General features: G+C 66.2%; 21 protein-coding genes and 1 tRNA gene. 9 read left to right on the forward strand and 13 right to left on the reverse strand.

From position 1 onward, the window contains the following. Positions 1-109 precede the first annotated feature (109 nt). From NKH51_RS16335 to NKH51_RS16350, 4 genes are all read right to left on the reverse strand, one after another. Positions 110-691, reverse strand: a complete 582-nt coding sequence (locus NKH51_RS16335) for a magnesium transporter (RefSeq protein ID WP_254762730.1) — start codon at positions 689-691, stop codon at positions 110-112. Further along, positions 691-1,266, reverse strand: a complete 576-nt coding sequence (locus tag NKH51_RS16340; protein WP_254762731.1) for a magnesium transporter — start codon at positions 1,264-1,266, stop codon at positions 691-693. The genes NKH51_RS16335 and NKH51_RS16340 overlap by 1 nt, the downstream gene beginning before the upstream one ends. A 141-nt stretch (positions 1,267-1,407) precedes the next feature. Then, positions 1,408-1,833, reverse strand: a complete 426-nt coding sequence (crcB, locus tag NKH51_RS16345) for a fluoride efflux transporter CrcB (RefSeq protein WP_254765170.1) — start codon at positions 1,831-1,833, stop codon at positions 1,408-1,410. A gap of 20 nt (positions 1,834-1,853) precedes the next feature. Then, positions 1,854-2,258, reverse strand: a complete 405-nt coding sequence (locus tag NKH51_RS16350) for a CrcB family protein (protein ID WP_254762732.1) — start codon at positions 2,256-2,258, stop codon at positions 1,854-1,856. 129 nt (positions 2,259-2,387) lie between these two features. Here NKH51_RS16350 and NKH51_RS16355 point away from each other — a divergent pair, with 129 nt between their 5' ends. Then, positions 2,388-3,302, forward strand: a complete 915-nt coding sequence (locus tag NKH51_RS16355) for a cation diffusion facilitator family transporter (RefSeq protein ID WP_254762733.1) — start codon at positions 2,388-2,390, stop codon at positions 3,300-3,302. Here the strand turns inward: NKH51_RS16355 and NKH51_RS16360 are convergent, their stop codons facing one another. After that, positions 3,303-4,442 (reverse strand): sensor histidine kinase, encoded by a 1,140-nt coding sequence (locus tag NKH51_RS16360; RefSeq protein WP_254762734.1) that lies wholly within the window; start codon positions 4,440-4,442, stop codon positions 3,303-3,305. 153 nt (positions 4,443-4,595) lie between these two features. On the opposite strand from NKH51_RS16360, the gene NKH51_RS16365 reads away from it, so the two are divergent. The 3 genes from NKH51_RS16365 to NKH51_RS16375 all read left to right on the forward strand — a co-directional run bounded on the left by NKH51_RS16365 (position 4,596) and on the right by NKH51_RS16375 (position 9,747). Further along, positions 4,596-5,516: an MBL fold metallo-hydrolase gene (locus NKH51_RS16365; protein ID WP_254762735.1), complete on the forward strand. Its 921-nt coding sequence runs from the start codon at positions 4,596-4,598 to the stop codon at positions 5,514-5,516. A 161-nt stretch (positions 5,517-5,677) separates the two neighbouring features. Next, on the forward strand, positions 5,678-7,636 hold the full coding sequence (locus NKH51_RS16370) for an AMP-dependent synthetase/ligase (protein ID WP_254762736.1): 1,959 nt from the start codon (positions 5,678-5,680) through the stop codon (positions 7,634-7,636). Positions 7,637-7,878: 242 nt separating this feature from the next. Then, positions 7,879-9,747 (forward strand): cation:proton antiporter domain-containing protein, encoded by a 1,869-nt coding sequence (locus NKH51_RS16375; protein WP_254762737.1) that lies wholly within the window; start codon positions 7,879-7,881, stop codon positions 9,745-9,747. 24 nt (positions 9,748-9,771) lie between these two features. Here NKH51_RS16375 and NKH51_RS16380 read toward each other — a convergent pair whose 3' ends face one another. Next, a complete protein-coding gene (locus NKH51_RS16380; RefSeq protein ID WP_254762738.1) occupies positions 9,772-10,341 on the reverse strand; it encodes a DUF2391 family protein in 570 nt (189 codons plus the stop codon). 149 nt (positions 10,342-10,490) lie between these two features. Here NKH51_RS16380 and NKH51_RS16385 point away from each other — a divergent pair, with 149 nt between their 5' ends. Beyond that, positions 10,491-12,176 (forward strand): aldehyde ferredoxin oxidoreductase family protein, encoded by a 1,686-nt coding sequence (locus NKH51_RS16385; RefSeq protein ID WP_254762740.1) that lies wholly within the window; start codon positions 10,491-10,493, stop codon positions 12,174-12,176. A gap of 117 nt (positions 12,177-12,293) precedes the next feature. Here the strand turns inward: NKH51_RS16385 and NKH51_RS16390 are convergent, their stop codons facing one another. The 4 genes from NKH51_RS16390 to NKH51_RS16405 form a co-directional block, all read right to left on the reverse strand. Further along, positions 12,294-12,845, reverse strand: a complete 552-nt coding sequence (locus tag NKH51_RS16390) for an HD domain-containing protein (protein ID WP_254762741.1) — start codon at positions 12,843-12,845, stop codon at positions 12,294-12,296. A 57-nt stretch (positions 12,846-12,902) separates the two neighbouring features. Next, positions 12,903-13,667: a TraB domain-containing protein gene (locus tag NKH51_RS16395; protein ID WP_254765171.1), complete on the reverse strand. Its 765-nt coding sequence runs from the start codon at positions 13,665-13,667 to the stop codon at positions 12,903-12,905. An 80-nt stretch (positions 13,668-13,747) separates the two neighbouring features. Next, positions 13,748-14,065, reverse strand: coding sequence for a hypothetical protein (locus NKH51_RS16400; protein WP_254762742.1), 318 nt, complete (start codon positions 14,063-14,065; stop codon positions 13,748-13,750). Positions 14,066-14,435: 370 nt separating this feature from the next. After that, positions 14,436-15,572 (reverse strand): thiolase family protein, encoded by a 1,137-nt coding sequence (locus NKH51_RS16405; RefSeq protein WP_254762743.1) that lies wholly within the window; start codon positions 15,570-15,572, stop codon positions 14,436-14,438. 188 nt (positions 15,573-15,760) lie between these two features. Between NKH51_RS16405 and NKH51_RS16410 the strand changes: the two genes are divergently transcribed. From NKH51_RS16410 to NKH51_RS16425, 4 genes are all read left to right on the forward strand, one after another. Further along, positions 15,761-16,423, forward strand: a complete 663-nt coding sequence (locus NKH51_RS16410; protein ID WP_254762744.1) for a DUF5806 family protein — start codon at positions 15,761-15,763, stop codon at positions 16,421-16,423. Positions 16,424-16,514: 91 nt separating this feature from the next. Then, a complete protein-coding gene (locus tag NKH51_RS16415) occupies positions 16,515-16,943 on the forward strand; it encodes a hypothetical protein (RefSeq protein ID WP_254762745.1) in 429 nt (142 codons plus the stop codon). An 89-nt stretch (positions 16,944-17,032) separates the two neighbouring features. After that, positions 17,033-18,505, forward strand: a complete 1,473-nt coding sequence (locus NKH51_RS16420; protein ID WP_254762746.1) for an aldehyde dehydrogenase family protein — start codon at positions 17,033-17,035, stop codon at positions 18,503-18,505. A gap of 108 nt (positions 18,506-18,613) precedes the next feature. Beyond that, a complete protein-coding gene (locus NKH51_RS16425; RefSeq protein WP_254762747.1) occupies positions 18,614-19,771 on the forward strand; it encodes an MFS transporter in 1,158 nt (385 codons plus the stop codon). A 219-nt stretch (positions 19,772-19,990) separates the two neighbouring features. Here the strand turns inward: NKH51_RS16425 and NKH51_RS16430 are convergent. From NKH51_RS16430 to NKH51_RS16440, 3 genes are all read right to left on the reverse strand, one after another. Continuing rightward, positions 19,991-20,074, reverse strand: a tRNA-Leu gene (locus tag NKH51_RS16430). Positions 20,075-20,160: 86 nt separating this feature from the next. Next, complete coding sequence (locus tag NKH51_RS16435) at positions 20,161-20,502, reverse strand: ferredoxin (protein ID WP_254762748.1); 342 nt, start codon at positions 20,500-20,502, stop codon at positions 20,161-20,163. Positions 20,503-20,571: 69 nt separating this feature from the next. Then, entirely contained in the window at positions 20,572-21,522 is a 951-nt protein-coding gene (locus NKH51_RS16440; protein WP_254762749.1) for an oxidoreductase, read from the reverse strand. Between the last annotated feature and the right edge of the window lie 57 nt (positions 21,523-21,579).

Raw genomic sequence — 21,579 nt, forward strand, 5'->3', positions numbered from 1 at the left:
TCCGTTCTTTAAGTAGCTCTGGTCACAAGGTAGAGCTATGACGGGAGATCGTCCGTTCTCGAGTGTTTACGTCCCACAGCCGGCGGCTCGTCGCTCGCCGTAGTGTCGCTCAGTTCAGGACGACGATCGCGACCCCCGAGAGGACGATCACGCCGAGGATGTCACAGACGTTCGTGACCACCGGGATCGTCGTGTCGTCGGGGTCTAACCCTCGTGTATAGGAAACGTACGTCGCGGCGAGGCTCAACACGACGGCGATAGCGGCGAGTACCATCCCGCTGACGACCGAGATGATCATAAGGTCGGCGAGGGGCATCGGCTGAGCGATGACCTGTCCGACGACCCAGGCGGTGACTCCGAGCGCGGAGAAGACCGTCGCAGCCAGCCCGAGAATCGCCAGTATATTCGTCCAGAGCACCTCGTCTCGAGGGTCGAACTCGAGTACCCCCAGATGCAGCCGCGTCGAGAGCCGCGAGGAGAGGATCGCGCCGAGGTTGCCGCCCATCCCGATCATCACGGGGACGAGCACGAGCAGCGTGGGGTTCGCGAGGTAGGTCTCCTCGAGTTCCGAGAGGACGTAGCCCGATCCCATCTCGAGCATCGAGAGGCCGATCAGGATGGGGAACATCGTGCCGACGATGTGCCGGATCGTCCAGGTATCGTGCGGATCGTCGGCTCCCGCGGCCGCCATCAGAAGACCACCCCGATGACGGTGAGCGCGATGAAGAGGAAGACGACGCCGAAGACGTCGCCGAGGGTGGTGACGATCGGGCCGATCAGGTTGTCGGGATCGAGTCCGTACTGATAGCTCGCGAAGACGAGCGCTAGTAGTCCGAAGATCAGCGTCGTCGAGGTCAGGATTCCCGCGACGAGCATGATCGAGACGAGTTCGACGAGCCTGGCGGATTCACGGCCGAGTACGTGCAGAATGCCCCACGAGAGGACGGCGATGAAGATCGAGACGCTGATCCCGTTGATGAACGATGCCGCGACGGCGTTGACCAGTCGCCGGTCCCACGAGAACTCGGGATCGATCATCCCCTGGTGGAGGCCACTCGAGATGCGCGCACCCAGCGCGCCGTAGACGTTCCCCCGCGTCGCGAGAAAGGCCGGCAGCAACAACAGCATGCCGGGAAATCGCTGGAATCCCTCGGTCATGCCCTCGGAGCCGAGCACCGCCCCCGCGAAGATCCCACCGGCGAGGCTGACCACGAGAATCGGTAGCGACTCGCGGTAGATTCGCCACGCGGATTGGCGAGCCTCCATAGCGTCGTCTAACGCAGTCCGGACATAAACCTACCGCGGGTCGAACGCGAGGGGATCGCTCGCAGCCGTGCTGTTCAGTACCACACTTGACCGGTCGCTAACCAGTTCCCACGCGTTCGAGCGGCCCGCGCTCACCGCGGCTCAGAGGGCCGTCGCGGCGACGAGCCCCCACGCGAGGCCGATCGCTGCCAGCGAGCACAGCAGGTTGGCCGCGGCGTTACCAACCGCGAGCGCCCGGTCGCCGCGTTCGTACAGTCGAATCGTCTCGACGGAAAACGAGGAGAAAGTCGTAAACGAGCCGCAGATTCCGGTGCCGGCGAGTCGCAGTACCGACTCGCTCGCGCCCGCGAAGACGAGCAGCCCGAGCGCGAAGCTGCCGACGACGTTGACGACGAACGTCGCCAGCGGGAACCGGGAACTCGAGACGCGACGCGAGACCCGCCGGCCGACCCAGTGGCGACAGACTGCACCGATCGCGCCGCCGGTGCCGACGACGTGAGCCGGCTCGGGGTCGAAGACGAGGGCGCCGTCGACGAGCGGTTTTGAAAAGAGCGCGGCCGCGATCATCGCAGCGTTTGGACACGCGCTCACGCCGTTTCACCTCCGGTCGGCCGCGGCTCGCCGACGCGGCGGGCCAGTGCCCGGCCCGCGAGGACGCCGACGGCGCCGAGCGAGTAGTTCGCGGCGATTATTCCGCCGATCGCGAGCGGGCCCGACGCGAACGCGGTCTGCAGTGCGAACGTGCTGTAGGTCGTCAGCGAGGAGAGAAAGCCGGTCGCGAAGACCGTCCGCGTCTCGGAGCCGATGTGACCCGCGTACTCGGCCTCGTAGACCAGAAAGCCGAGCGCCGCGCTCCCGACGGCGTTGACGAGGACGATCGAGGGCACGTCCGGAAACAGCCCCATCGCGAACAGCCGAAGGTTCGCGCCGGCGAAGCCGCCGACGGCGATCAGCGCGAGCGTCTCGAGTCGAGCGAGCGGGTGAGCTGCCATAGCTGGTGATCTGGGAGACCCGTGATCGGATACAGCGGCGTTCTCAGAGGAGCGAAATGAGCGTTGCGAAAGCCCGAACCCGGTCGCGGAAGGAAAAGAGCCAAGGTTAGACTGCCTCTAAACCGAGCCATGGTCAGAGACGCTGCCGCGGACGGCGGACGCAGCGGGTTCGCACGGGCGTCGTGGGCGAACGTCCTCGGCAACGTCGCCAAGATCGGCGTCGAGGGAGCCGCGGGGCTCGCCTTCGGCAGCGTCGCCCTGCTGGCGGACGCGGCCCACTCGCTGGCCGATCTGGTCGCCAGCGTCGTCGTCCTGATCTGGGGTCGCAGTGCGTTCGACGAACCGGACGACACCCATCCCCACGGCCACGACCGGATCGAACCCCTGACCGCGCTATTCGTCGGGGCCGTCATCGCCCTGCTCGGACTCAACCTGCTCTATCGGTCCGTCGAGGGCCTGCTCTACGGCACCGAGATCGAGTTCAGCGTATTGCTGCTCGTGGCGCTCGGCTTCGCGATCCTCGATATGTACCTCGTCTACCGCTACACCGTCGAGATCAACGACGTTCTCCAGTCGACCGCCCTCGCCGCGCTCGCCAAGGACTGTTTGAACGACATTTACACGTCGATCGCGGCCATCGTCGGCGTTCTGGGCGTGCTGGTGAATCTCCCGCTGCTCGATCCCGCCGCCGGCGGCCTCGTCAGCCTTCTCGTGGTCTATCAGGGCGTCGAGATCGGCAAGGAGAACGTCGACTACCTCATCGGCGCCGCGCCCGGTCCCGAAAAACGCGGCGAGATCACGGAAGCGCTCCGGCGACACCCGGCCGTCAAGGGCGTCCACGATCTGGCCGTCTTCTACGACGGGCCCGTCCTCGAGGTCGAGGTCCACGTCGAGGTCGACGGTGATATGCCGTTTCGCGAGGCCCACGACATCGAGTCGGAACTGGTCGACCGCCTGCGCGCGCTCGAGGAGGTCGGCGACGCGCACGTCCACCTCGATCCCTCGGGGATCGGCGAGTGGAAGGAGTCGGTCGACGAGCGCTGATCAGGCGGCGTCTCCGTCGCCGCCCGCACGCGGCAACGCCACGACGAACGTGCTGCCGTCGGGCCCCGTCTCGGCGAGTTCGACCGTCCCGCCGTATCTGTTCGCGAGGATCCGCGAGAAGTAGAGCCCGAGCCCGTGGTTGTCCGACTTGCGCTCGAACAGCGTCTCGCTGTTGGCTTCGGGAATCCCCGGTCCGTCGTCTGCCACGGTGACGGTGACGCTCTCGGCCGTCACGTCGACGGTCACGCGGACGCGGGCGGTGTCGCCGTCGTTGTGCTCGACCGCGTTCTCGAGGAGGTTCGCGAAGATCCACCTGAGCCCCTTGTTCCCCCTGACGGCGACGGCGTCGGGTAGGTCGGCCTCGAAGACGGCAGTGTCGAACCGGACGCGGCAGTCGGCCAGTTGCTCCTCGAGTACGGCGACGAGGTCGACGGTAGAGCTGGTTTCGGGGCCGCGGTTGGCGTCTAACATCGCTCGCACGTCTTCGATGACGCCGATGAGGTCGTCGCTCTCGCGTTCGATCGTCGCGAGCCGGTCGCGCCTTCGCTCGTCGTCGCACTCCTGGCGAAGCAACGTCGCGTGGCCGCCGATGATCTGCGAGGAGTTCAACACCTCGTGTCGCAGGAGGTCGTTCAGGTAGGTCAGCAGCTCCCGCTCGTCGGCGAGCTGCTCGGCGCGGACGGTGGCGGCCGTCGCCTCGACCTCGCGCTGGATCGCGCGTGCCTCGACGTAGCCGACGGCGAACCCGCCGACGGCGCCGGCGTTGGCGGCGAACTGCGCCCATGAAACGTTCCCCGCGAGCGACCAGGGGTAGACGGCCATCGTCAGGAGGTTGATCAGCAGAAAGCCGAGCGCGCCGCCGAAGAACCACTCGAGGACGCGGCCGTAGCGTGAGGGGTCGATGTCGCTGTGCTCGAGACGGTAGCCGCCCCAGACGAGTCCGAGCGCCGGCCCGCCGATCAGCGCGAGGCTGAGCACGACGGTGGTCGCCTCGAGCACGTCGGCGAAGGCGATCCACCAGCCGACGAGGAACGCAAACGAGAGCCCGCCGAAGCCGCTGACCACCCGGGGGAGCGCCTCTTGGGGCGGCCACAGCGCGGACGGGCGCAGGTCGAGCAGGCCCGGCGTGTCGTGGCTCATGTCGGCGGGGATCGCGTCGGTTTCGGGGCGGTTCGAACCATCTACCGTGTGCAAGAGAGCGGAGTGTAAAATCTGTAACGGCTTCCATCCAATCGAGGCTTGCCGGTTACCCGCGACGCGAGCTTTTATCCCGCCCGATAACGGGTTCCCGGTATGGAAGTCGGAGACGTGCGCGAGGTCGCGGCCGGTGACTGTTCGGATCTCTACTACCTCGACACGGGCATGTACGGGACGAGTGAGTACGGTGCCGTCTACATTCTCGACGATGACCGACCCGCGGTCGTCGACACCGGCATCGGCACGAACTACGATCTGCTGCTCGAGGCGCTCGACGAGGTCGGCATCGGTCGGGACGATCTCGAGGTGATCGCGGTGACACACATCCACCTCGACCACGCCGGCGGCGCGGGCCTTCTCGCTCGCGACTGTCCGAACGCCGACGTCTACGTCCCCGCGCTCGGAGCCGCCCACCTGGCCGATCCCTCGCGGCTGGTCGCGGGGACGAAAGCGGCCGTCGGCGAGCAGTGGGAGTACTACGTCGAGCCCGAACCGATCCCCGAAGAGCGGATCGTCGACATCGAGGACGGGGACGCGATCGACCTCGGTGCCCACGAGTTACGCGTTCACGCGGCCCCCGGTCACGCTCCTCATCAGGTCGTCTTCGAAGATCCGGCGAACGACGCGGTCTTCGTCGCCGACGCCGCCGGTATCTGGGTGCCCCAGACCGCGGAGATCAGGGAGACCTCGCCGCCCTCGCAGTTCGACCTCGAGGGCTGTCTCGCCGACGTGGAGACGCTCAAAGCGCTCGATCCGGATGTCTTTCTCTACCCCCACTTCGGACCGCGCTACGTCGGCGACGACGCCGGGGCGGCGCTCGGCGAGTACGCGACCGTCCTCTCCGAGTGGGTCGCGGCGGTCGAGGAGAAACGCGACGAACTGGGCGACGACGAGGCGGTGGTCGACCACTTCGCCGAGACGGCGGCGATGGACGACGTCTGGGGCGAGGAGAAGTCGAGCGCGGAGGCGGTGATGAACACGCGCGGCGTACTGGGCTATCTCGAGGGCCGGGAGTGAGCCGCCGGTCGCGACAATCAACGTTCGGTTCTTTTCCGTGTACGGATTGATTTCCGCCGTCTGAGTGGTTTTTCGACGGCCGCGGCGCGGCTGATAAACGCGCAGACGGATGAAATCCGTTTCATCACGTTTTATCGCACGGGAGCTACTCTCACGCGTATATGGATTGGCTGGACACCGAACGGGAGTACGAAGACGAGGTCACTGGGGAGACGACGCTCGCGCGGATGTTCGAGGAATCGGCCGAGCGAAATACGAATCGACCGGCACAGAAGTACAAGGGGGGTATCTACGACCGATCGCTGACCGATTCGGTCCTGCCCGCCGCGACGCCCGGCGAGTTCCGGACGATTTCCTACGCCGAGATGCGCGATATCGTTCGCACCCTCTCGGCGGGCTTTCGAGATCTGGGAGTCGAACGGGGGGATCGCGTCGGCCTTTTCTCGAACACGCGGATGGAGTGGGCTCAGTCCGATTTCGCCTTGCTGTCGGCGGGTGCGGTCATCACCACCGTCTACACGAGTTCCTCGCCCGATCAGGCCCGGTATCTGCTCGACGACCCCGACGCCGACGGCGTCATCGTGGAAAACGAGGACCTCCTCGAGACGGTGCTGGAAGTCGAGGACGACCTCGACCTGGAGTTCATCGTCTCGATGGACGAGATCGAAGGCTACGACGACCGCGACGATATCCTGACGCTGGGGGAGGTATATGACCGCGGCGAAGACACGTTCGATCTCGAGGCCTACGAGGCGCGGATCGACGAAACGGAGTGGGACGATCTGGCGAGCCTGATTTATACCAGCGGGACGACGGGCCAGCCGAAGGGCGTCCAGCTGACCCACGGCAACTTCCGGTCGAACGTCAACGCGAACCGGAAACGGTTCGCGCCGCGCCCGGACAGAGACGACGACGTGCCGGTGTTGGACGAGGAGTCGGTGGCGGTGTCGTATCTGCCGCTGGCACACGTCTTCGAGCGGACGGCGGGACACTTCGTTCCCTTTGCAAGCGGTGCCTGTATCGCCTACGCGGAGAGCCCGGACACGCTCCAGGAGGACTTCAGCACTGTTAGCCCGACGACGGCGACGAGCGTTCCGCGGGTATACGAGAAGATCTACGACGGCATCCGCGAGGAGGCCAGCGGCTCGAGCGTTTCCGAGCGAATCTTCGAGTGGGCGACGGACGTCGGCGTCGAGTACCAACAGACCGACTCGCCGGGCGCACTGTTGAAAGCCAAACAGGCGGTCGCGGACAAACTCGTCTTCTCGTCTGTCCGCGAGGCGCTGGGCGGCGAGATCGAGTTGCTCATCAGCGGCGGCGGTAGCCTCTCGCCGGAGCTCTGTCGGCTCTACCACGCGATGGGGCTGCCGATCTTCGAGGGGTACGGCCTGACCGAAACGAGCCCGGTCGTCTCGACGAATCCACCGGACGCCGCCAAGATCGGCACCATCGGGGCGCCGATTTCCAACGTCGAGGTAAAAGTCGACGAGTCCGTGGCCGATCAGGCGGCCTTCACCGACGACCCCGGCGAGGTCGGCGAACTCCTCGTGAAGGGGCCAAACGTCACGCAGGGCTACTGGAACAAGCCCGGCGCGACCCGGAGCGCGTTCACGGAGGACGACGACGGCGACCGGTGGTTCCGCACCGGCGACATCATCCACATCCGGCCCGACGGCTACCTCGAGTTCCGCGACCGCGCCAAGCAGATCATCGTCCTCTCGACGGGGAAAAACATCGCGCCCGGCCCGCTCGAGGACGCCTTCGCCGCCAGCGAGGTCGTCGAGCAGGCGATGGTCGTCGGCGACGGCGAGAAGTTCATCGCTGCGTTGCTGGTTCCCAACACGAACCACGTCCGCTCGTGGGCCGAGGAGGAGGGGATCGACCTGCCCGAGGACCCGCAGGCGATGTGCGACAACGAGCGCGTCCGCGAGTACATCCAGCAGGAGGTCGACCGGGTCAATCAGAACTTCGAGAAACACGAGACGATCAAACAGTTCGAACTCGTGCCCCAGGAGTTCACCGAGGAAAACGACATGCTCACCCCGACGATGAAAAAGAAGCGCCGCGTCATCCTCGAGCGCTTCGAGGACCGCGTCGATCGCCTCTACGAGGACGCCTGAGAGCGCGCCCTCGAGCGTTCGCCGGTCGGTGATGGCACCCCGTGAGGGCTGCCGCTTGCCGGTCGGTGACGACGCCCGACGTGTCTCGCCGACCATCCGTTCGACCGAGGGTGCGAACCGTCGGCCGCCGCTACCGGTGGCTCTTCTCGTAGGAGTTAACCCATTGGAGTGTCTCCGTCGAAACGAATGGACGTGCTAGCAGTGTCGCCGTATCGACCGTCCGCCGCTCTCCAGTCGCGACTATGACCAGCGCAGGTGGTGGCGATCTCCTCATACTCGTCGCCGTAATCGTCGCACTCGGTGTCTTCTCGCAGCTGTTATCCGCGAAGTTTCGGGTTCCGAGTGTCCTCTTTCTCATCGTCGCCGGCGTCGCGATCGGGCCGGAGGGACTCAACGTCCTGTCGATCGAGTCGCTGGGCGGAAGCAGCGGGCTCTCGACGATCGTCGGGTTGAGCGTCGCCATCATCGTCTTCGAGGGCGCGTTTCATCTCAAACTCGACAAGCTCAGGGAAGCACCCGCGGCCGCGGTGCGGTTGACGACGATCGGGGCGGCGATCGCGTTCCTCGGAACCGGTGCCGCGGTCTGGTACTTCCTCGACGCCCACTGGACCATCGCGCTGTTGATCGGCGCGCTGCTGGTCGCGACCGGGCCGACGGTCATCACGCCGATCCTGAAAGTCGTCCCCGTTCGCGATCAGGTCGCGGCGACGCTCGAGACGGAGGGGATCGTCAACGACGTGACGGCGGCGATCCTCGCGGTCGTCCTGTTCGAGGCGATGGCCTCGAGGCCGAGCCTCGATGTCTACTTGCAGTTGTTCGCCGAGCGGTTAGGGACGGGCCTGCTCGTCGGTATCATCGTCGCGACGGTCATCTGGGCGCTGCTCCAGTACGTCGATCTCTCACCGGACAACGCGCCCCAAAATGCGCGCTTGCTCACGCTAGCGGGTGCGATCGTCGCCTACGGCGCGGCCAACTACATCTTCACCGAGGCCGGCGTCGCGGCCGCCGCGACCGCCGGACTGATCCTCGGCAACGCCGGGCTCCCCTACGAGGAGGAGATCGAGGCGTTCAAAGGCGATATTACGCTGCTCGTGCTCTCCTTTGTCTTCATCACGCTCGCGGCGCTGCTCGAGTTCGAGCAGCTGTTCTCGCTCGGGCTCGGCGGCGTGGCCGTCGTTCTCGCCGTGATGTTTATTTTGCGGCCGCTGCTGGTGTTCCTCTCGACTCGCGGCGATCGGTTTACGTTCCGCGAGACGCTGTTCATGAGCTTCGTCGGCCCGCGGGGGATCATCCCGGCGTCGGTCGCGACGCTGTTTGCGATCCGGCTGCAGGAGACCGATCCGGCCGGCGCGGATCTGCTCGTCGGAACGGTCTTTCTCGTTATCCTGGTGACGGTCGTCCTCGAGGGCGGCTTCGCCAGACAGATCGCGGAGAAACTCGACGTGATACCAATGCGTGTACTCATCGTCGGCGGCGGCCGCGTCGGTCGCTCGCTGGCAGAACGGCTCGAAGCGCGCGGTGAAAACGTGGTACTGATCGAAGACGATCGAGAAGCCCTCGAAAACCTCCGAAACGACGGGTACACCGCCCGCGAGGGCGACGGGACCGACGTCGAGGTGTTACGATCTGCCGGCGCGGAGAACGCTCGCATCATCGTCGCGGCGACCGGCGACGACGACGTGAATCTCCTCGTCGCGCAACTCGCGAAGTCGCGATTCGACGTCGAGACGGTGGTCGCCCGCGCGAATAACCCGTCGAACGCGTCGGCGTTCGAGGACCTCGGCGTCGAGACGATCTCGGCGGCCGAATCGACTGCGTGGGCGATCGACAACGTGATCGAACGACCCGCGCTCTCGAACTGGATGTCCGAACTCGGCCGCTCGGGCGACGTCCAGGAGATCAAGGTCACCGACGCCGACCTCGTCGGCAAGCAGGTCGTCGACGTCGGAAAGGAACTCCCGAACGGCGTCCTCATCGCGCTCGTCAGCCGGAACGGGACCAACGAGGTTCCCTCCGCGGACGTGGTCTTAGAGGAAGGCGACCACATCACGCTCATCGGTCGGACCGAGGCGGTCCGCGAAGCGATCGAACGCTGCGGGACGCCGGTGTAGCGCCGGCGGCCACCGGAATCGGGGTCAGTCTTCGCCGGGGAGAATATCGCCGAGCGAGCCACCGATCGCCATCGCCGTGAAGACGACCGAGGCCTGACACAGCGCGAGCCACGGTTCGCTCCACCGAACGCGACCCCACAGCGTCAGTAGTCCCGCCGCGGTCGCGAACGCGATCACCAGCACCCAGACGGGCCGTCGCGGCACGACGCCGACGTACGGATCGTGGATCTGTACCTCCCGAAAGTCGGCGACGTAGAGGATCCCGACGACGAGTGCGGCGGTGAACGCCAGATTCGCGAGCAACAGCGCCGGATGTGCGGCCAGATGCGTGCCGACGGTGATGACGCCGTCCTCGACCAGCATCGGCAGCCCGACGATGACGCTGCCGACGAACGCCTCGGCTTTGTCCTTGCGCGTGAACTCGGTGATCACTTTCCCGACCGCCGCGTTGTGCGAGAGCCTGTCGACCAGCCGCATCGTCCGACGCACCTCCGTCCGCTCGTCGGCCGTATCGACCGTCTCCTCGAGTGCCTCGAGTTGCTCGTAGACGTCGTCGATCGTCGGCTGCTCGAGGAGGTCGTCCGGCCGCGACATGAGCGAGCCCAGACGCCGCGGGATGATAAACGCACCCGAACGTGTGACTGTCGTGATCGGTTGCATTCGGCCCCGATCGTTCGATACACGGGCCCTCGCCGCTCGAAAAACCGATACCGTTTTGCGCCCGTGACCACCACTGTGGTATCATGAAACACGTACGGGGACCACTGTGCTCGATCGACCTTGGCGAGCGAACGGCTGAGACCGAGGCAATCGACGACCTCCTCGAGTCCTATATCGGCGGCCGGGCGCTCGGGACGAAACTCGCCCACGATCGGGTCCCGTTCGACGCCGATCCGCTGGGAGCGGACAACCGGCTCTACTTCGCGACGGGGCCGATGCAACACTCGACGATGAGCTTCACGGGACGGATGTCGGCGACCGGCGTCTCGCCGCTGACCGACGGGCTGCTCTCCTCGAACGCCGGCGGGTTCCTCTCGCGGAACTTCACCGGAACCGGCTACAGCGCCGTCGAACTGACCGGCGAGAGCGATGAGCTCGTCATCGTCCACGTCACCGACGAGGGCGTCGAGTTCGAGGCGGTACCCGACCTCGCGGAGGCGACCGTTCCCGAGACCTGCGAGTACATCGAGGACGAACACGGCCTCGGACCGGAGCACACCACGGTCATCGGGCCGGCCGGCGAAAACGAGGTCCGATTCGCTTCGATCATGACCTCGAAGGAACGGGCCTTCGGCCGCGGCGGGCTCGGCGCCGTGCTGGGCGCGAAGAACGTCAAAGCAATCACCTTCGACGGCGATTCGACCCGCGAGGTCGAGATTCCGCCGGTCCAGATGCAGATCCACGGCGAGGCCGCTCAGGCCGACCACCCGATGAAGGCACAGGGGACGACCTCGGTCGCGGAGTACGCGAACATGGTCGAAGCCCTGCCGAGTTACTACTTCGAGGAGCTGTCCTTCGAGGGGATCGACGGGATCAGCGGCGACCGCGTCGAGGAGAAGAAGTACAAGAAAGGCACCTGCTCGGCGTGTGCCTTCGCCTGCAAACTGCCGACCCGCGACGAGGAGTCCGGCCTCGAGACCGAAGGGCCAGAGTACGAGACGCTGATGGCCTTTGGCTCGAACTCCGGCATCGACGACATCGTCGACCTGATGAAGTCGAACAAGCTCTGTGACGAGTACGGGCTCGACACCATCTCGGCTGGCGACACCGTCGCGGCCTACCTCGCGAGCGAGGACGAGTTCGGTAACGCCGATCTCATCCACGATCTCGTCGAGAAGATCGCCCACCGCGAGGGCGTCGGCGACACCCTCGCCGAGGGCGTCGACCGAATCCACGACGACCTCGGCGTCGAGAACTGGACCGTCAAGGGCATGGAGTTCTCCGCCCACGACGGCCGCACCCTGAACGGCCAGGGGCTGGCATTTGCCACCTCGAACCGCGGCGCAGACCACATGTACGCCGAGTTCTACCCCTACGAGTACCCGCTTGTCGACGCCGACGACGCCTTCGACAAGGAAGGCCTCGAGGGCAAGCCGCCGAAGGTCGTCGAACTCGAGAACGTCAACGCGATCAAAGACAGTGCCGTCTTCTGTAAGTTCTCGCGGGACTTCCTGAGCCACGAGCGCATGGAGACGCTGCTCGACGCCGACTACGAGGACTTACTCGAACTCGGCGGCGAGGTCGTCGCGATGGAACGCCACTTCAACAACCAGCGCGGCTTCGACAGCGACGACGATGCGCTACCCTACGAGATTCCGGACTTCGAGCAGGGACTGGCCGAGTACTACGACGAACGCGGCTGGAACGACGACGGGACCGTCCCCGATGCGGCGCTCGAGGGCGGCCACGGCGCGCCGGCCGACGACTGAGCGCTCGCGGTCGCCGATCGGCGTTCCTCTCAGTAGACCGCAGCACGATCTCTTTCCGTAGACGGCGCGTGAACTGGGAGTACGTACAGACGAAGCGCCTACCGTTTAGTGTAGCAGTTACACGGTTCGAAGATCGTCTGTCGCCTGTGACCGGATGGCGGCTGCCGCAACTTCGTCGGCCCGCCTGATGAGTTCCGCTTCGATCGTCGCCGGCTCGACCGTCGTCCGACTCGTGTGGGAGAGGACGATATGTGCCAGCTCGACCGGCAAATCCGCCGCTGCAACGACGTAGACACCGTAGTAGGGGTGTCCAAGCAAGTTGTAAACTGGCGTCTCGGCCAGCCCGTCGAATTCGGCAAGTTTGCTCACGTCGTGGATGAGCGCACCAGCCACTACAGTATCCAGTGAGAGGTCGATCTCACGCCGCTCACGGAGCGTCTCTGCGAGTGTGACGGCACAGGCGGTTACGTCCCGAACGTGGCTCACCAGCCGTTCGTTCTCCAATCCTAACGCACGCTGTGTCGGGGGTAGCCACGGAACTTCGGTGAGGTCGTCGATATCGTTCGCTTCGATGGCTGTCGCCCACGCATTGACGACGCCTGCTCGCAGATCGTCGTCCTCGATCGTCTCGAGTTCGGGGAACGCGGCCCTGACACCATCCTCGCTCATGCCTCTGGTGTCTCTATTCAGCACTACAAATATTTGTCTCGCAGTTACTGACTGCCGTTACTGTATCGGGATCCGGGTCACCGATCGAGCGGGCGCTCTGATCGGCACCGTCGTGGCCGATACTGCGTCTCTGTCCAACTCCTCCGACTCGAGGTCGGCCAGCCCTCGCTCGACCCCGTTGTGGTGGCCCGCGCCGATCACCGCGACCACGTCGTAGCCCTCTCGACGAAGCACGTGGAGCCGTTCGGCCATCGCGCGGTCGCGCCGGTCGATCAGCACGTCGGCGACTTCGGGGAGGAGGTGCCGCAGGTGATCGATCGCCGGCTGTACGTCGTCGCCATCTCGAACGTCGTCGAGCGGCAGCGACAGCATCTCGAACTGGGTCGCGTACTGCTCGGGCCCCATCGCCCACGTGCGGATAATCAGCTTCGGGAGCGTCTCCGGGCCCAGCCGGCGCGAGATTTCGGTGACGGTCTCGGCGATCGGCTCGTCGATGAGCGCCACGTCGCGGTCGAGTTCGGCGGCGGTCTCGACGGCCGTCTCCATATCCGTCTGTTCGGGCTCGAGCCCGTACAGCCGGACGACCGTCCGCTGGATCGCCCGCAGGGTGGCGTAGGTCGCCGCGGCCGGCGGCGGTAGCTCGTGGGCCAGTTCGGTCGATTCCGGCCGGTCGCGATCCTCGAGCCGCTCGAATCGCGTCTCGTCGAGTTCGACGGCGACGAGGTCGGGATCGATTTCGCGGATCGTCTCCCGCACTCGGCGGCGATGGACCGCCGAGAAGTGGACGCTCGGGACGAGGGTGATGGTGCCGGTAGCTGTCATCTCGCTCGCCCGTTCGACGGCCACGGGCTTGAAGCCACGACCCCGCGGCGGGTGGCTGCCGACGGCGCTCGAGTACCCCGTTATCCGTCTTCGTCGTCGTCCTCGAGCGGCGAGAGCCGATCGTCGCCCCGCGACGGCAGTGGCGTGTCGTCGGCTCGAGAGGGGTGGACGTTGAAGTTGTTCCCCCGGTAGGGGTCGGTCTCCGGGTCGTAGGAGAGCTCGCTGCGCTCGAAGAGGTAGATGAAGAAGCCGATGATGGGGATACAGAAGGTGATCGCCGCCCATTTCTTCGGGGGCTCTAAGCCGACTCGTCCGGCGTCCCAGTAGGCGACGGCGGTCAGGCCGAGGTGCCAGGCGAGCGGAATCCCGACGATGATCGCCTGTAGGGCCGTGCTCATGCGTGTCCTGACGGGCTCGAGCTACCTAAATCGCCGGTCGTCCGTTCGAACCGATCGGTCGGTATTTCGACTGAAAACGGGTTCTGCTCGAGCCACAGTCCAGGAGGTGCGCTGGATCGAGATGGGGTGAGTCACCGTCTCCGCTTCGGACGAAACGAAGCGCTTCTGCTCCCCTGGCAACACGGAATCGCAACGTCCTCCCCAACCGATTCGCTCACTCACGCCGTTCGTTCGCTCATCCCTCGCGCAACATCGTCGCCCGTCCACGCTAGCGCTCGGCCGGCGACAGCGCGCGCCACCGCACGTGAATCGCACCGCTGGCTATCGCTCACCCTCTTAAAGAAACGGAAAATTCGAACGACTGCTCGTCTCAGTTGACGTCGAACTCGATCGCCGCACCCTGGCCGAAGCCGACACAGAGCGTCGCGAGACCGCGGCCGCCGCCGCGCTTCTGGAGTTCGTTGATCAGCGTGACCGGCAGGCGGGCACCCGAGGCACCGAGCGGGTGACCCACGGCGATCGCGCCGCCGTTGACGTTGAAGATCTCGGGGTCGATGCCGAGCTCGTCGCGGGAGTACAGCGCCTGGCTGGCGAAGGCCTCGTTGAGTTCGACGAGGTCGTAGTCGTCGATGTCGCGGCCGTTGCGCTCGAGCAGCCCCTTCGTGGCCGGGACCGGGCCGATGCCCATGACGGTGGGGTCGACGCCGGCGACGTTGTTCTGGCCGACCTCGGCCATGATCTCGAGGTCGTGTTCCTCGGCGAAGGCCTCGCTCGTGATGAGCAGGGCAGCCGCGCCGTCGGAGATCTGGGAGGCGTTACCGGGCGTAACGGAGCCGTCCTCTTTGAACACCGTCGGGAGCTCGGCGAGCTTCTCGGCGGTGGTGCCGGGACGCAGGCCCTCGTCTTCCTCGACGGTGCCGTCTTCGGTCTCGATCGGGACGATCTCGTCGTCGAAGCGGCCCGATTCGGTGGCCTCGACGGCGCGTTGCTGGCTGCGCGCGGCGTACTCGTCCTGTTCCTCGCGGCTGACGCCGTACTCTTCGGCGACCTTCTCGGCGGTCATCCCCATCTGGAGATCACCGAGGTCGTACATCTCGGCCAGTCGCGGGCTGATGTCCTCGAAGCCGCCGCCCATCGGGACGCGGCTCATGCTCTCGACGCCGCCGGCGATGATGGCATCGCGGTTGCCGGCCGCGATGGCGTCCGACGCGGAGATGACCGACTGCATCGAGGAGGCACACCAGCGGTTGATCGTCGTCGCCGGGACCGACTCGCCGAGTTCCGACAGCAGGGCGATGACGCGGGCGAGGTTGTTGTCCTGCTCGCCGCGCTGCTGGGCGCAGCCCCACATCAGGTCGTCGATCTCCTCGCCGGAGAGACTGGTCTCCGCGAGAATCTCGTTGATCAGCGGCACCGACAGCTCCTCGCTGCGAACGTCGGCGTACACGCCGTCTTCTTTCCCCTGTGGCGTCCGGACCGCCTTCACTACGACCGGTGTCTGTGACATATACTACCGAATGTCCCTCACGGACTTAAATCCGGTCGAACTCCCGTTCACAGGCGAACCGTTTACGGGCCGACGAGCCACCGACGCTGCCGTCACGGCCGATTGCGGGACTCGAGACCGATCCAGCGGGATCGAGACCGGCTCGCTCGAGAACAACCCTTATCTCGGGTTGCTGGTAATACGCGGGCATGGACGAGGACGGACCGAACGCGGCTCGACTCGACGGTGACGCGGACTCGGCGACACACACCGAAAGCGCTGACGACGCCGCTCCCGACGACTCGGGTGCGAGCGGCCCCGTGGACGCTGACGGCGGATCGATGCCGAGCGTTCCGGATCCGGAACCGCAGGACGACGACGTGCCGGAAGACGTCCGAAAGTACGCCCGATTCAAGAAGATGGACGGCGCGCAGTACGACCGGGTCAACGAGTTCCTGCGCGACCGGACTTACATCACCGCCCGCGAGTGGGCCATCGCGCGGCTCTGTTCGGACTTCCGGACCGAGACCGGCGTCGAGATGACGAAGATCGGCGAGAACCTGCCCGAACTCGTCCCGTTTATGACCGACACCTACACGCCGCAGGCGGTCAATCAGGCCCGTTCTTCCTTCGAAGAGAAGGTCCGCACGGCCGGCGCGACGTTCCTCTATGGCGCGATGTGTGACTTCTTCACCGCCGAGGAACTCGACGACGTGATGTACGAGGCCACCGAGGTCGCCAAGTTCCTCCTCGAGGTCGAGGGCGTCGACCTCTCCGTCGAGGACGAACTCGAGGCCGAAGAGCGCATCTCGAGCGTGATGCGCGAGGTCCGCGAGGCCAGCGAGGAACTCCGCGAGCGGGACGCGGAGTAGCTCTCACTCGCGAGTGGACGAGAAATCGGGATCGCCGGGCGGGGCCGACAGAGAACTATAATGTGGCTGCAGTGACTCGGTCGGCATACGAATGAACGGCTCACGCGACGCGCAGGCGACTTCCGTCGACGACGGGGGGCCGCCGCTCGAACTGATCGCGCTCGGCGTCGGTGCCACGGACGTCCCGGTGTTCGCGTACGTCAGCCTCGTGCTGTTCGACGACCTGCTGTTCGGCGCGGTCGTCGGGCTCGTCATCGGACTCGGAATGTACCTCCTGTTGCCGAAGGTCATGGCCGACGAGAGCGAGGCCGGCGACGAGGTCCCGTCGGCCGATGTCGGCACGCGACTCCGCGGTTTCCACCGAACCGCGGCCGGGCTCGCGCTCCCGCCGGCCGGGATCGTCTTGTTCGGGTGGCGGTTCGTCTCGGAGACTCTCCTCACCGGCCTCCTCCTGGCCCTCCTCGCCGCGGCGGTGATCTACCTCTCGCTGGCGGTGTTGCTTCCCCAGCGCCTCGCGTAACGACGGCGAGTCGGGCGGCCGCTCGAGCCCTGGCCCGTTGCGCTTGCGCGTCCGCTCTTTTTGTTCGCTCGAGCGCTAACCCGCGTTGTATGACCGACCTGCCTCTAGAACCCGAGAACGGCTGGAACTCGCTGTATCTCGCCGGCGAGTGGGCTGACGCCGGCGACCGAGACGCGATCAGCGACGCAAACCCCTACACGCGCGAGGAGCTCACGACCGTCCCGGCGGGCACCGAAGCGGACGTCGACGCGGCCTACGAGGCCGCGGCCGAGGCACAGGCGGAGTGGGCAACACAGCCGCCACAGGCCCGATCGGGCGTGATCAGCGCCGCGATCCAGTACGTGGACGACCACCGCGAGGAGATCGCCGAGTTGCTGACCGTCGAGAGCGGCAGCACGCGGGTCAAGTGCGAAGCCGAGATTCAGACCGCCCGCGGGATGATGCAACAGGCCGCGAGCTACCCGTTCCGCATGGACGGCCAGCACTCGGACTCGATCACGCCGGGGAAAGAGAACATCGCGCAACGAGTTCCCGTCGGCGTCGTCGGCGTCATCTCGCCGTGGAACTTTCCGCTACACCTCTCGATGCGCGCCGTCGCGCCCGCGATCGCGGCCGGCAACGCCGTGGTCCTCAAACCCGCCTCGAGCACGCCGATCACCGGCGGGCTCTTGCTTGCGCGGATATTCGAAGCGGCCGGCGCGCCGGAGGGCATTATCAACGTCGTCACCGGCCGCGGCTCCGACATCGGCGACGCGGTCGCCGGGCACGAGACGCCGCGGGTCATCGCCTTCACCGGCTCGACCGAGATCGGTCAGCGCGTCGCCGAGAAGGCCGCCGGCAACTGCGCGCTGCCGGCCCTCGAGCTCGGCGGCAACAACGTCCACGTCGTCACCGAGAACGCCGACCTCGAGCGGGCCGTCGACGGCGGGACGTTCGGCTCGTTCCTCCACCAGGGCCAGATCTGCATCTCGATCAACCGCCATCTGGTCCACGAGGACGTCTACGACGACTACGTCGACGCGCTGGCCGACCGGGCCGCCTCGCTGCCGACCGGCGACCCGCGCAACGAGGAGACGGTCGTCGGCCCCATCATCGACGAGAGCCAGCGCGATCAGATCGTCGACTACGTCGAGGAATCGGCCGACCAGGGCGCGACCGTCGCGGCCGGCGGCGACCACGACGGCCTCGTCGTCGAGGCCACGGTCCTCGCCGACGCCGACAACGACATGGCCGCGGCCTGCAACGAACACTTCGGCCCCGTCGCGCCCGTGATCCCGTACTCGAGCGACGAGGAGGCGATCGAACTCGCCAACGACACGATCCACGGCCTCTCGGGCTCGGTCCACAGCGAGGACTTAGAGCAGGCCCGCGTGATCGCGGACGGGATCGAGACGGGAATGATCCACATCAACGACCAGCCGGTCAACGACGAGCCCCACGTCCCCTTCGGCGGGATGAAACAGTCCGGCGTGGGCCGGTACAACGGCGACCAGATCTTGGAGGAAGTGACGACGACGAAGTGGATCTCGGTCCAACACGAGCCCCGCGAGTACCCGTTCTGAGGGACTCGAGCCGAGCCCGGAAGAGGCGCTCGAAGTGAGCCCCCACGCTTCGGCCGACGAACCAGCCGGTTTCGGAACGTTTGAGGCGCGCTGGTAGGAAGTGCGGCTGTGTCCCGCGACCGACTCTTTGCCTCCCTCTGCGGCTTCGTCTTTCTCATCAATCTCGCCAGAATCGTCTTCGCGCCGCTGTTGGACGTCTTCATCGCCGAGTTCGGGATCACCGAGGCGACCGCCGGCCTCATCGCGACGCTCGTCTGGGTCGGGAGCGCCTCTCTCCGACTTCCCACCGGCTGGCTGCTCACGCGAGTCCCCCGACACCGAATCGTGCTCGGCTCCGGCGTCGTGCTCGCGCTCTCGAGTGCCATCGCCGCGACCGCGACCACGGTCCGCCACCTCATGGCCGGGGCCTTCCTCATGGGCATCGCCTCCGGGATCTACTTCGTCTCGGCGAACCCGCTCCTGAGCGAGCTCTACCCGGCCCGCGTCGGCCGCGTCATGGGGATCCACGGGGCCTCGAGCCAGATCGCCGCGGTGATCGCCGCGCCGTTCGTCGCGCTCGCGCTCGTCGTCGACTGGCGGCTCTCGCTGTGGGCGATCGCCGCGGGTGCGGCGGTCATTACGGCCGTAACGTGGATCGCCGCGAAGCGGACCGACCTGCCGGACGCCGGCGCGGCAGATCGCGACTTCGTCGCCGGGGCGCTCTCGGAGTGGCGGATCATCGCGACGGCGCTGGCGATCGTCGGCGCGGCCGTGTTCGTCTGGCAGGGCGTGTTCAACTTCTACGAACTCTATATGCAATGGAAAGGGCTCTCGGACCGGACCGCGGGCGCGTTGCTCACGCTCGTCTTCGCCGCCGGCGTCCCCGCCTTTTTCGTCGGTGGCGATCTCGCCGATCGGCTCCCACAGGTCCCCTACCTGCTCGGCATCGTCGGCGCGTTCGCCGCGGCGCTTCTGGCGCTGACCGCCGTCGAGGGCCTGTTCGCGATCGCCGCCGTCACCGCGGTCCTCGGCTTCGTCGTCCACGCGCTGTTCCCGGCCACCGACACCTACCTCCTCGATACCCTCCCCGATTCGACCCGAGCCAGCGCCTACGCCGTCTTCAGCTCCGTCTGGATGCTGACGCAAGCGCTCGGCTCGTCCGCGGTCGGCTTCTTCCTCGAGCGCGGCTACACTTACGATGCGGTGTTCGCCGGTGCCGCGCTGTGTCTCGGCGCGACGATCGTCGTTCTGGCCGCGCTCGAGCGGGCGGGGCGACTCCCGAGTTAGCTCCGACTGCCGATCCGCTGTTTCGGGTCCGACACTGGTGGCGCTCGAGTGGATACCGTTCATGACCTGTAGATGACTCTCAGCGTCGAGTCGCGGCGACATGCGAGGCTTGGGATTTGAACCACGGGAAGACGGTCGCTCACTCCGTTCGCGCTGCGACTTCCCTGATTCAAATCCCGCGTCTCGCATACACGACTCTCACTATCGTTCGAGTCGGTATGCGAGGGTTGGGATTTGAACCCAAGGACTCCTACGAGAGCGGGTCTTAAGCCCACCGCCGTTGGCCTGCTTGGCTACCCTCGCGCAGAACGCAGTCGACCGTTGTCACGGGGTGGGGATGTGCGTTTCGGTGTGCTCTCGACGACTGTCGATTGCACTGTGGAACGGTCCTACCAGTCGACGCTCAACGTGCCGTCGCCGTGGGGATCGGGCGCGATCTCTTCGTCGGTCCGGCGGTCGACGACGTGGATGCAGCCGTCGTCTTTCTTCGCGGGACAGACCTCGGCCGCACGGACGTTGTGCTCGAGATCCTCCTCGCCGAAGAAGTACTCGTTGGGCTGGGCCATGCCCGAGGCGATGGACATCTCCCAGTTGGCGCTGACCTCGGCGCACTTGCCCGCGCCGAAGCACTTGTTGGCCTCGAAGATGATCTTGTAGGGCTTCTCCTCGACCGGCGGCGCGTCGCTGGAGCCGACATCGCTGGCGCGCTGGATGCCGTCGTCGTCGCTCATGTGTACCCGTTCGAGCGAGCCGTCTTTCGCGTTACGGTTGGTGCGAACGACAGGGACAGCCGCCGATCGTTACGCCGGCACCTCCTCTTTCGGCTCCGGCAGATCGTACGTGACGCCGGTCAACTCGCTCGAGACTCGCCACAGCCGACGGGCCGTCTCCTCGTCGTAGGAGCGATCCGAGGAGGCCTGTCGCTCGGGGGTGCCGCGCATGTTCTGGAAGCCGCCGGGGCCGTAGTATGCGCCGCCCTCGGCGTCGGTCGCGGTCGCGGCGTACAGCGTCGGCAGCGCGCCCATCTCGGCCGACTGCGCGAGGACGGTGTTCGTCACCTTCATCGCGGCCTTTCGGAGCCGGCTGCCGCTCTGTTCGGGGCCGCGGAACTGCAACTGGGTGTTCGCGTAGCCCGGATGCACTGCCATGCTCTTCGCGTGGGCGTCCGCGGTGAGCAATCGCCGCTCGAGTTCGTAGGCGAAGAGGACGTTCGCCAGCTTCGACTGGGCGTAGGCACCCCACTTGTCGTAGGACACCTCGCTCTGGAGATCGTCGAAGTCGATCCGGCCGCGCTCGTGGACGCCGCTCGAGACGGTGACGATCCGCGAGTCGGGTTCCTCGTTGAGGTGCAGGTTCTCGAGCAGGAGACCGGTGAGCGCGAAGTGCCCGAGGTGGTTGACGCCGAACTGGGTCTCGAAGCCGTCTTCGGTTTCCGAGCGGGGGATCGCCATCACTCCGGCGTTGTTGATGAGCACGTCGATCGGCTCGTCGCCGAGGCGGTCTGCGAAGGCGCGAACGGAGTCGAGATCGCCCAGATCACACTCCTCGACGCGGAGGTCGGCGTCGGGGATGTCGCCGCGAACGTCGTTGGCGGCCTCCTCGCCGCGCTCCGTGCTTCGACAGGCCATGATCACCGTCGCGCCGTTGCGTGCGAGTTCGCGGGTCGCCTCGAGACCGATGCCGCTGTTCGCGCCCGTGATGGCGATCGTGCGTCCGTACTGGTCGGGAACATCGTCGGCTGTCCAGCCCATACCCCGCGCTACGCCGTCCGTCCCCTAAATCACCACCCTGCAGACGGCGCTCGAGCG

The organism is Natrinema marinum (genome assembly GCF_024296685.1).
GTDB classification, from domain to species: Archaea; Halobacteriota; Halobacteria; order Halobacteriales; family Natrialbaceae; genus Natrinema; species Natrinema marinum.

Bases quoted from the DNA above. Each gene is read 5' to 3' on its own strand.
- NKH51_RS16410 (WP_254762744.1), top strand. From the start codon at position 15,761: ATGGACGAGGACGGACCGAACGCGGCTCGACTCGACGGTGACGCGGAC.
- NKH51_RS16360 (WP_254762734.1), bottom strand. From the start codon at position 4,442: ATGAGCCACGACACGCCGGGCCTGCTCGACCTGCGCCCGTCCGCGCTG.
- crcB (WP_254765170.1), bottom strand. From the start codon at position 1,833: ATGATCGCGGCCGCGCTCTTTTCAAAACCGCTCGTCGACGGCGCCCTC.
- NKH51_RS16415 (WP_254762745.1), top strand. From the start codon at position 16,515: ATGAACGGCTCACGCGACGCGCAGGCGACTTCCGTCGACGACGGGGGG.
- NKH51_RS16340 (WP_254762731.1), bottom strand. From the start codon at position 1,266: ATGGAGGCTCGCCAATCCGCGTGGCGAATCTACCGCGAGTCGCTACCG.
- NKH51_RS16365 (WP_254762735.1), top strand. From the start codon at position 4,596: ATGGAAGTCGGAGACGTGCGCGAGGTCGCGGCCGGTGACTGTTCGGAT.
- NKH51_RS16395 (WP_254765171.1), bottom strand. From the start codon at position 13,667: ATGACAGCTACCGGCACCATCACCCTCGTCCCGAGCGTCCACTTCTCG.
- NKH51_RS16435 (WP_254762748.1), bottom strand. From the start codon at position 20,502: ATGAGCGACGACGACGGCATCCAGCGCGCCAGCGATGTCGGCTCCAGC.
- NKH51_RS16375 (WP_254762737.1), top strand. From the start codon at position 7,879: ATGACCAGCGCAGGTGGTGGCGATCTCCTCATACTCGTCGCCGTAATC.
- NKH51_RS16405 (WP_254762743.1), bottom strand. From the start codon at position 15,572: ATGTCACAGACACCGGTCGTAGTGAAGGCGGTCCGGACGCCACAGGGG.
- NKH51_RS16440 (WP_254762749.1), bottom strand. From the start codon at position 21,522: ATGGGCTGGACAGCCGACGATGTTCCCGACCAGTACGGACGCACGATC.
- NKH51_RS16400 (WP_254762742.1), bottom strand. From the start codon at position 14,065: ATGAGCACGGCCCTACAGGCGATCATCGTCGGGATTCCGCTCGCCTGG.
- NKH51_RS16355 (WP_254762733.1), top strand. From the start codon at position 2,388: ATGGTCAGAGACGCTGCCGCGGACGGCGGACGCAGCGGGTTCGCACGG.
- NKH51_RS16385 (WP_254762740.1), top strand. From the start codon at position 10,491: ATGAAACACGTACGGGGACCACTGTGCTCGATCGACCTTGGCGAGCGA.
- NKH51_RS16335 (WP_254762730.1), bottom strand. From the start codon at position 691: ATGGCGGCCGCGGGAGCCGACGATCCGCACGATACCTGGACGATCCGG.
- NKH51_RS16370 (WP_254762736.1), top strand. From the start codon at position 5,678: ATGGATTGGCTGGACACCGAACGGGAGTACGAAGACGAGGTCACTGGG.
- NKH51_RS16420 (WP_254762746.1), top strand. From the start codon at position 17,033: ATGACCGACCTGCCTCTAGAACCCGAGAACGGCTGGAACTCGCTGTAT.
- NKH51_RS16390 (WP_254762741.1), bottom strand. From the start codon at position 12,845: ATGAGCGAGGATGGTGTCAGGGCCGCGTTCCCCGAACTCGAGACGATC.
- NKH51_RS16380 (WP_254762738.1), bottom strand. From the start codon at position 10,341: ATGTCGCGGCCGGACGACCTCCTCGAGCAGCCGACGATCGACGACGTC.
- NKH51_RS16350 (WP_254762732.1), bottom strand. From the start codon at position 2,258: ATGGCAGCTCACCCGCTCGCTCGACTCGAGACGCTCGCGCTGATCGCC.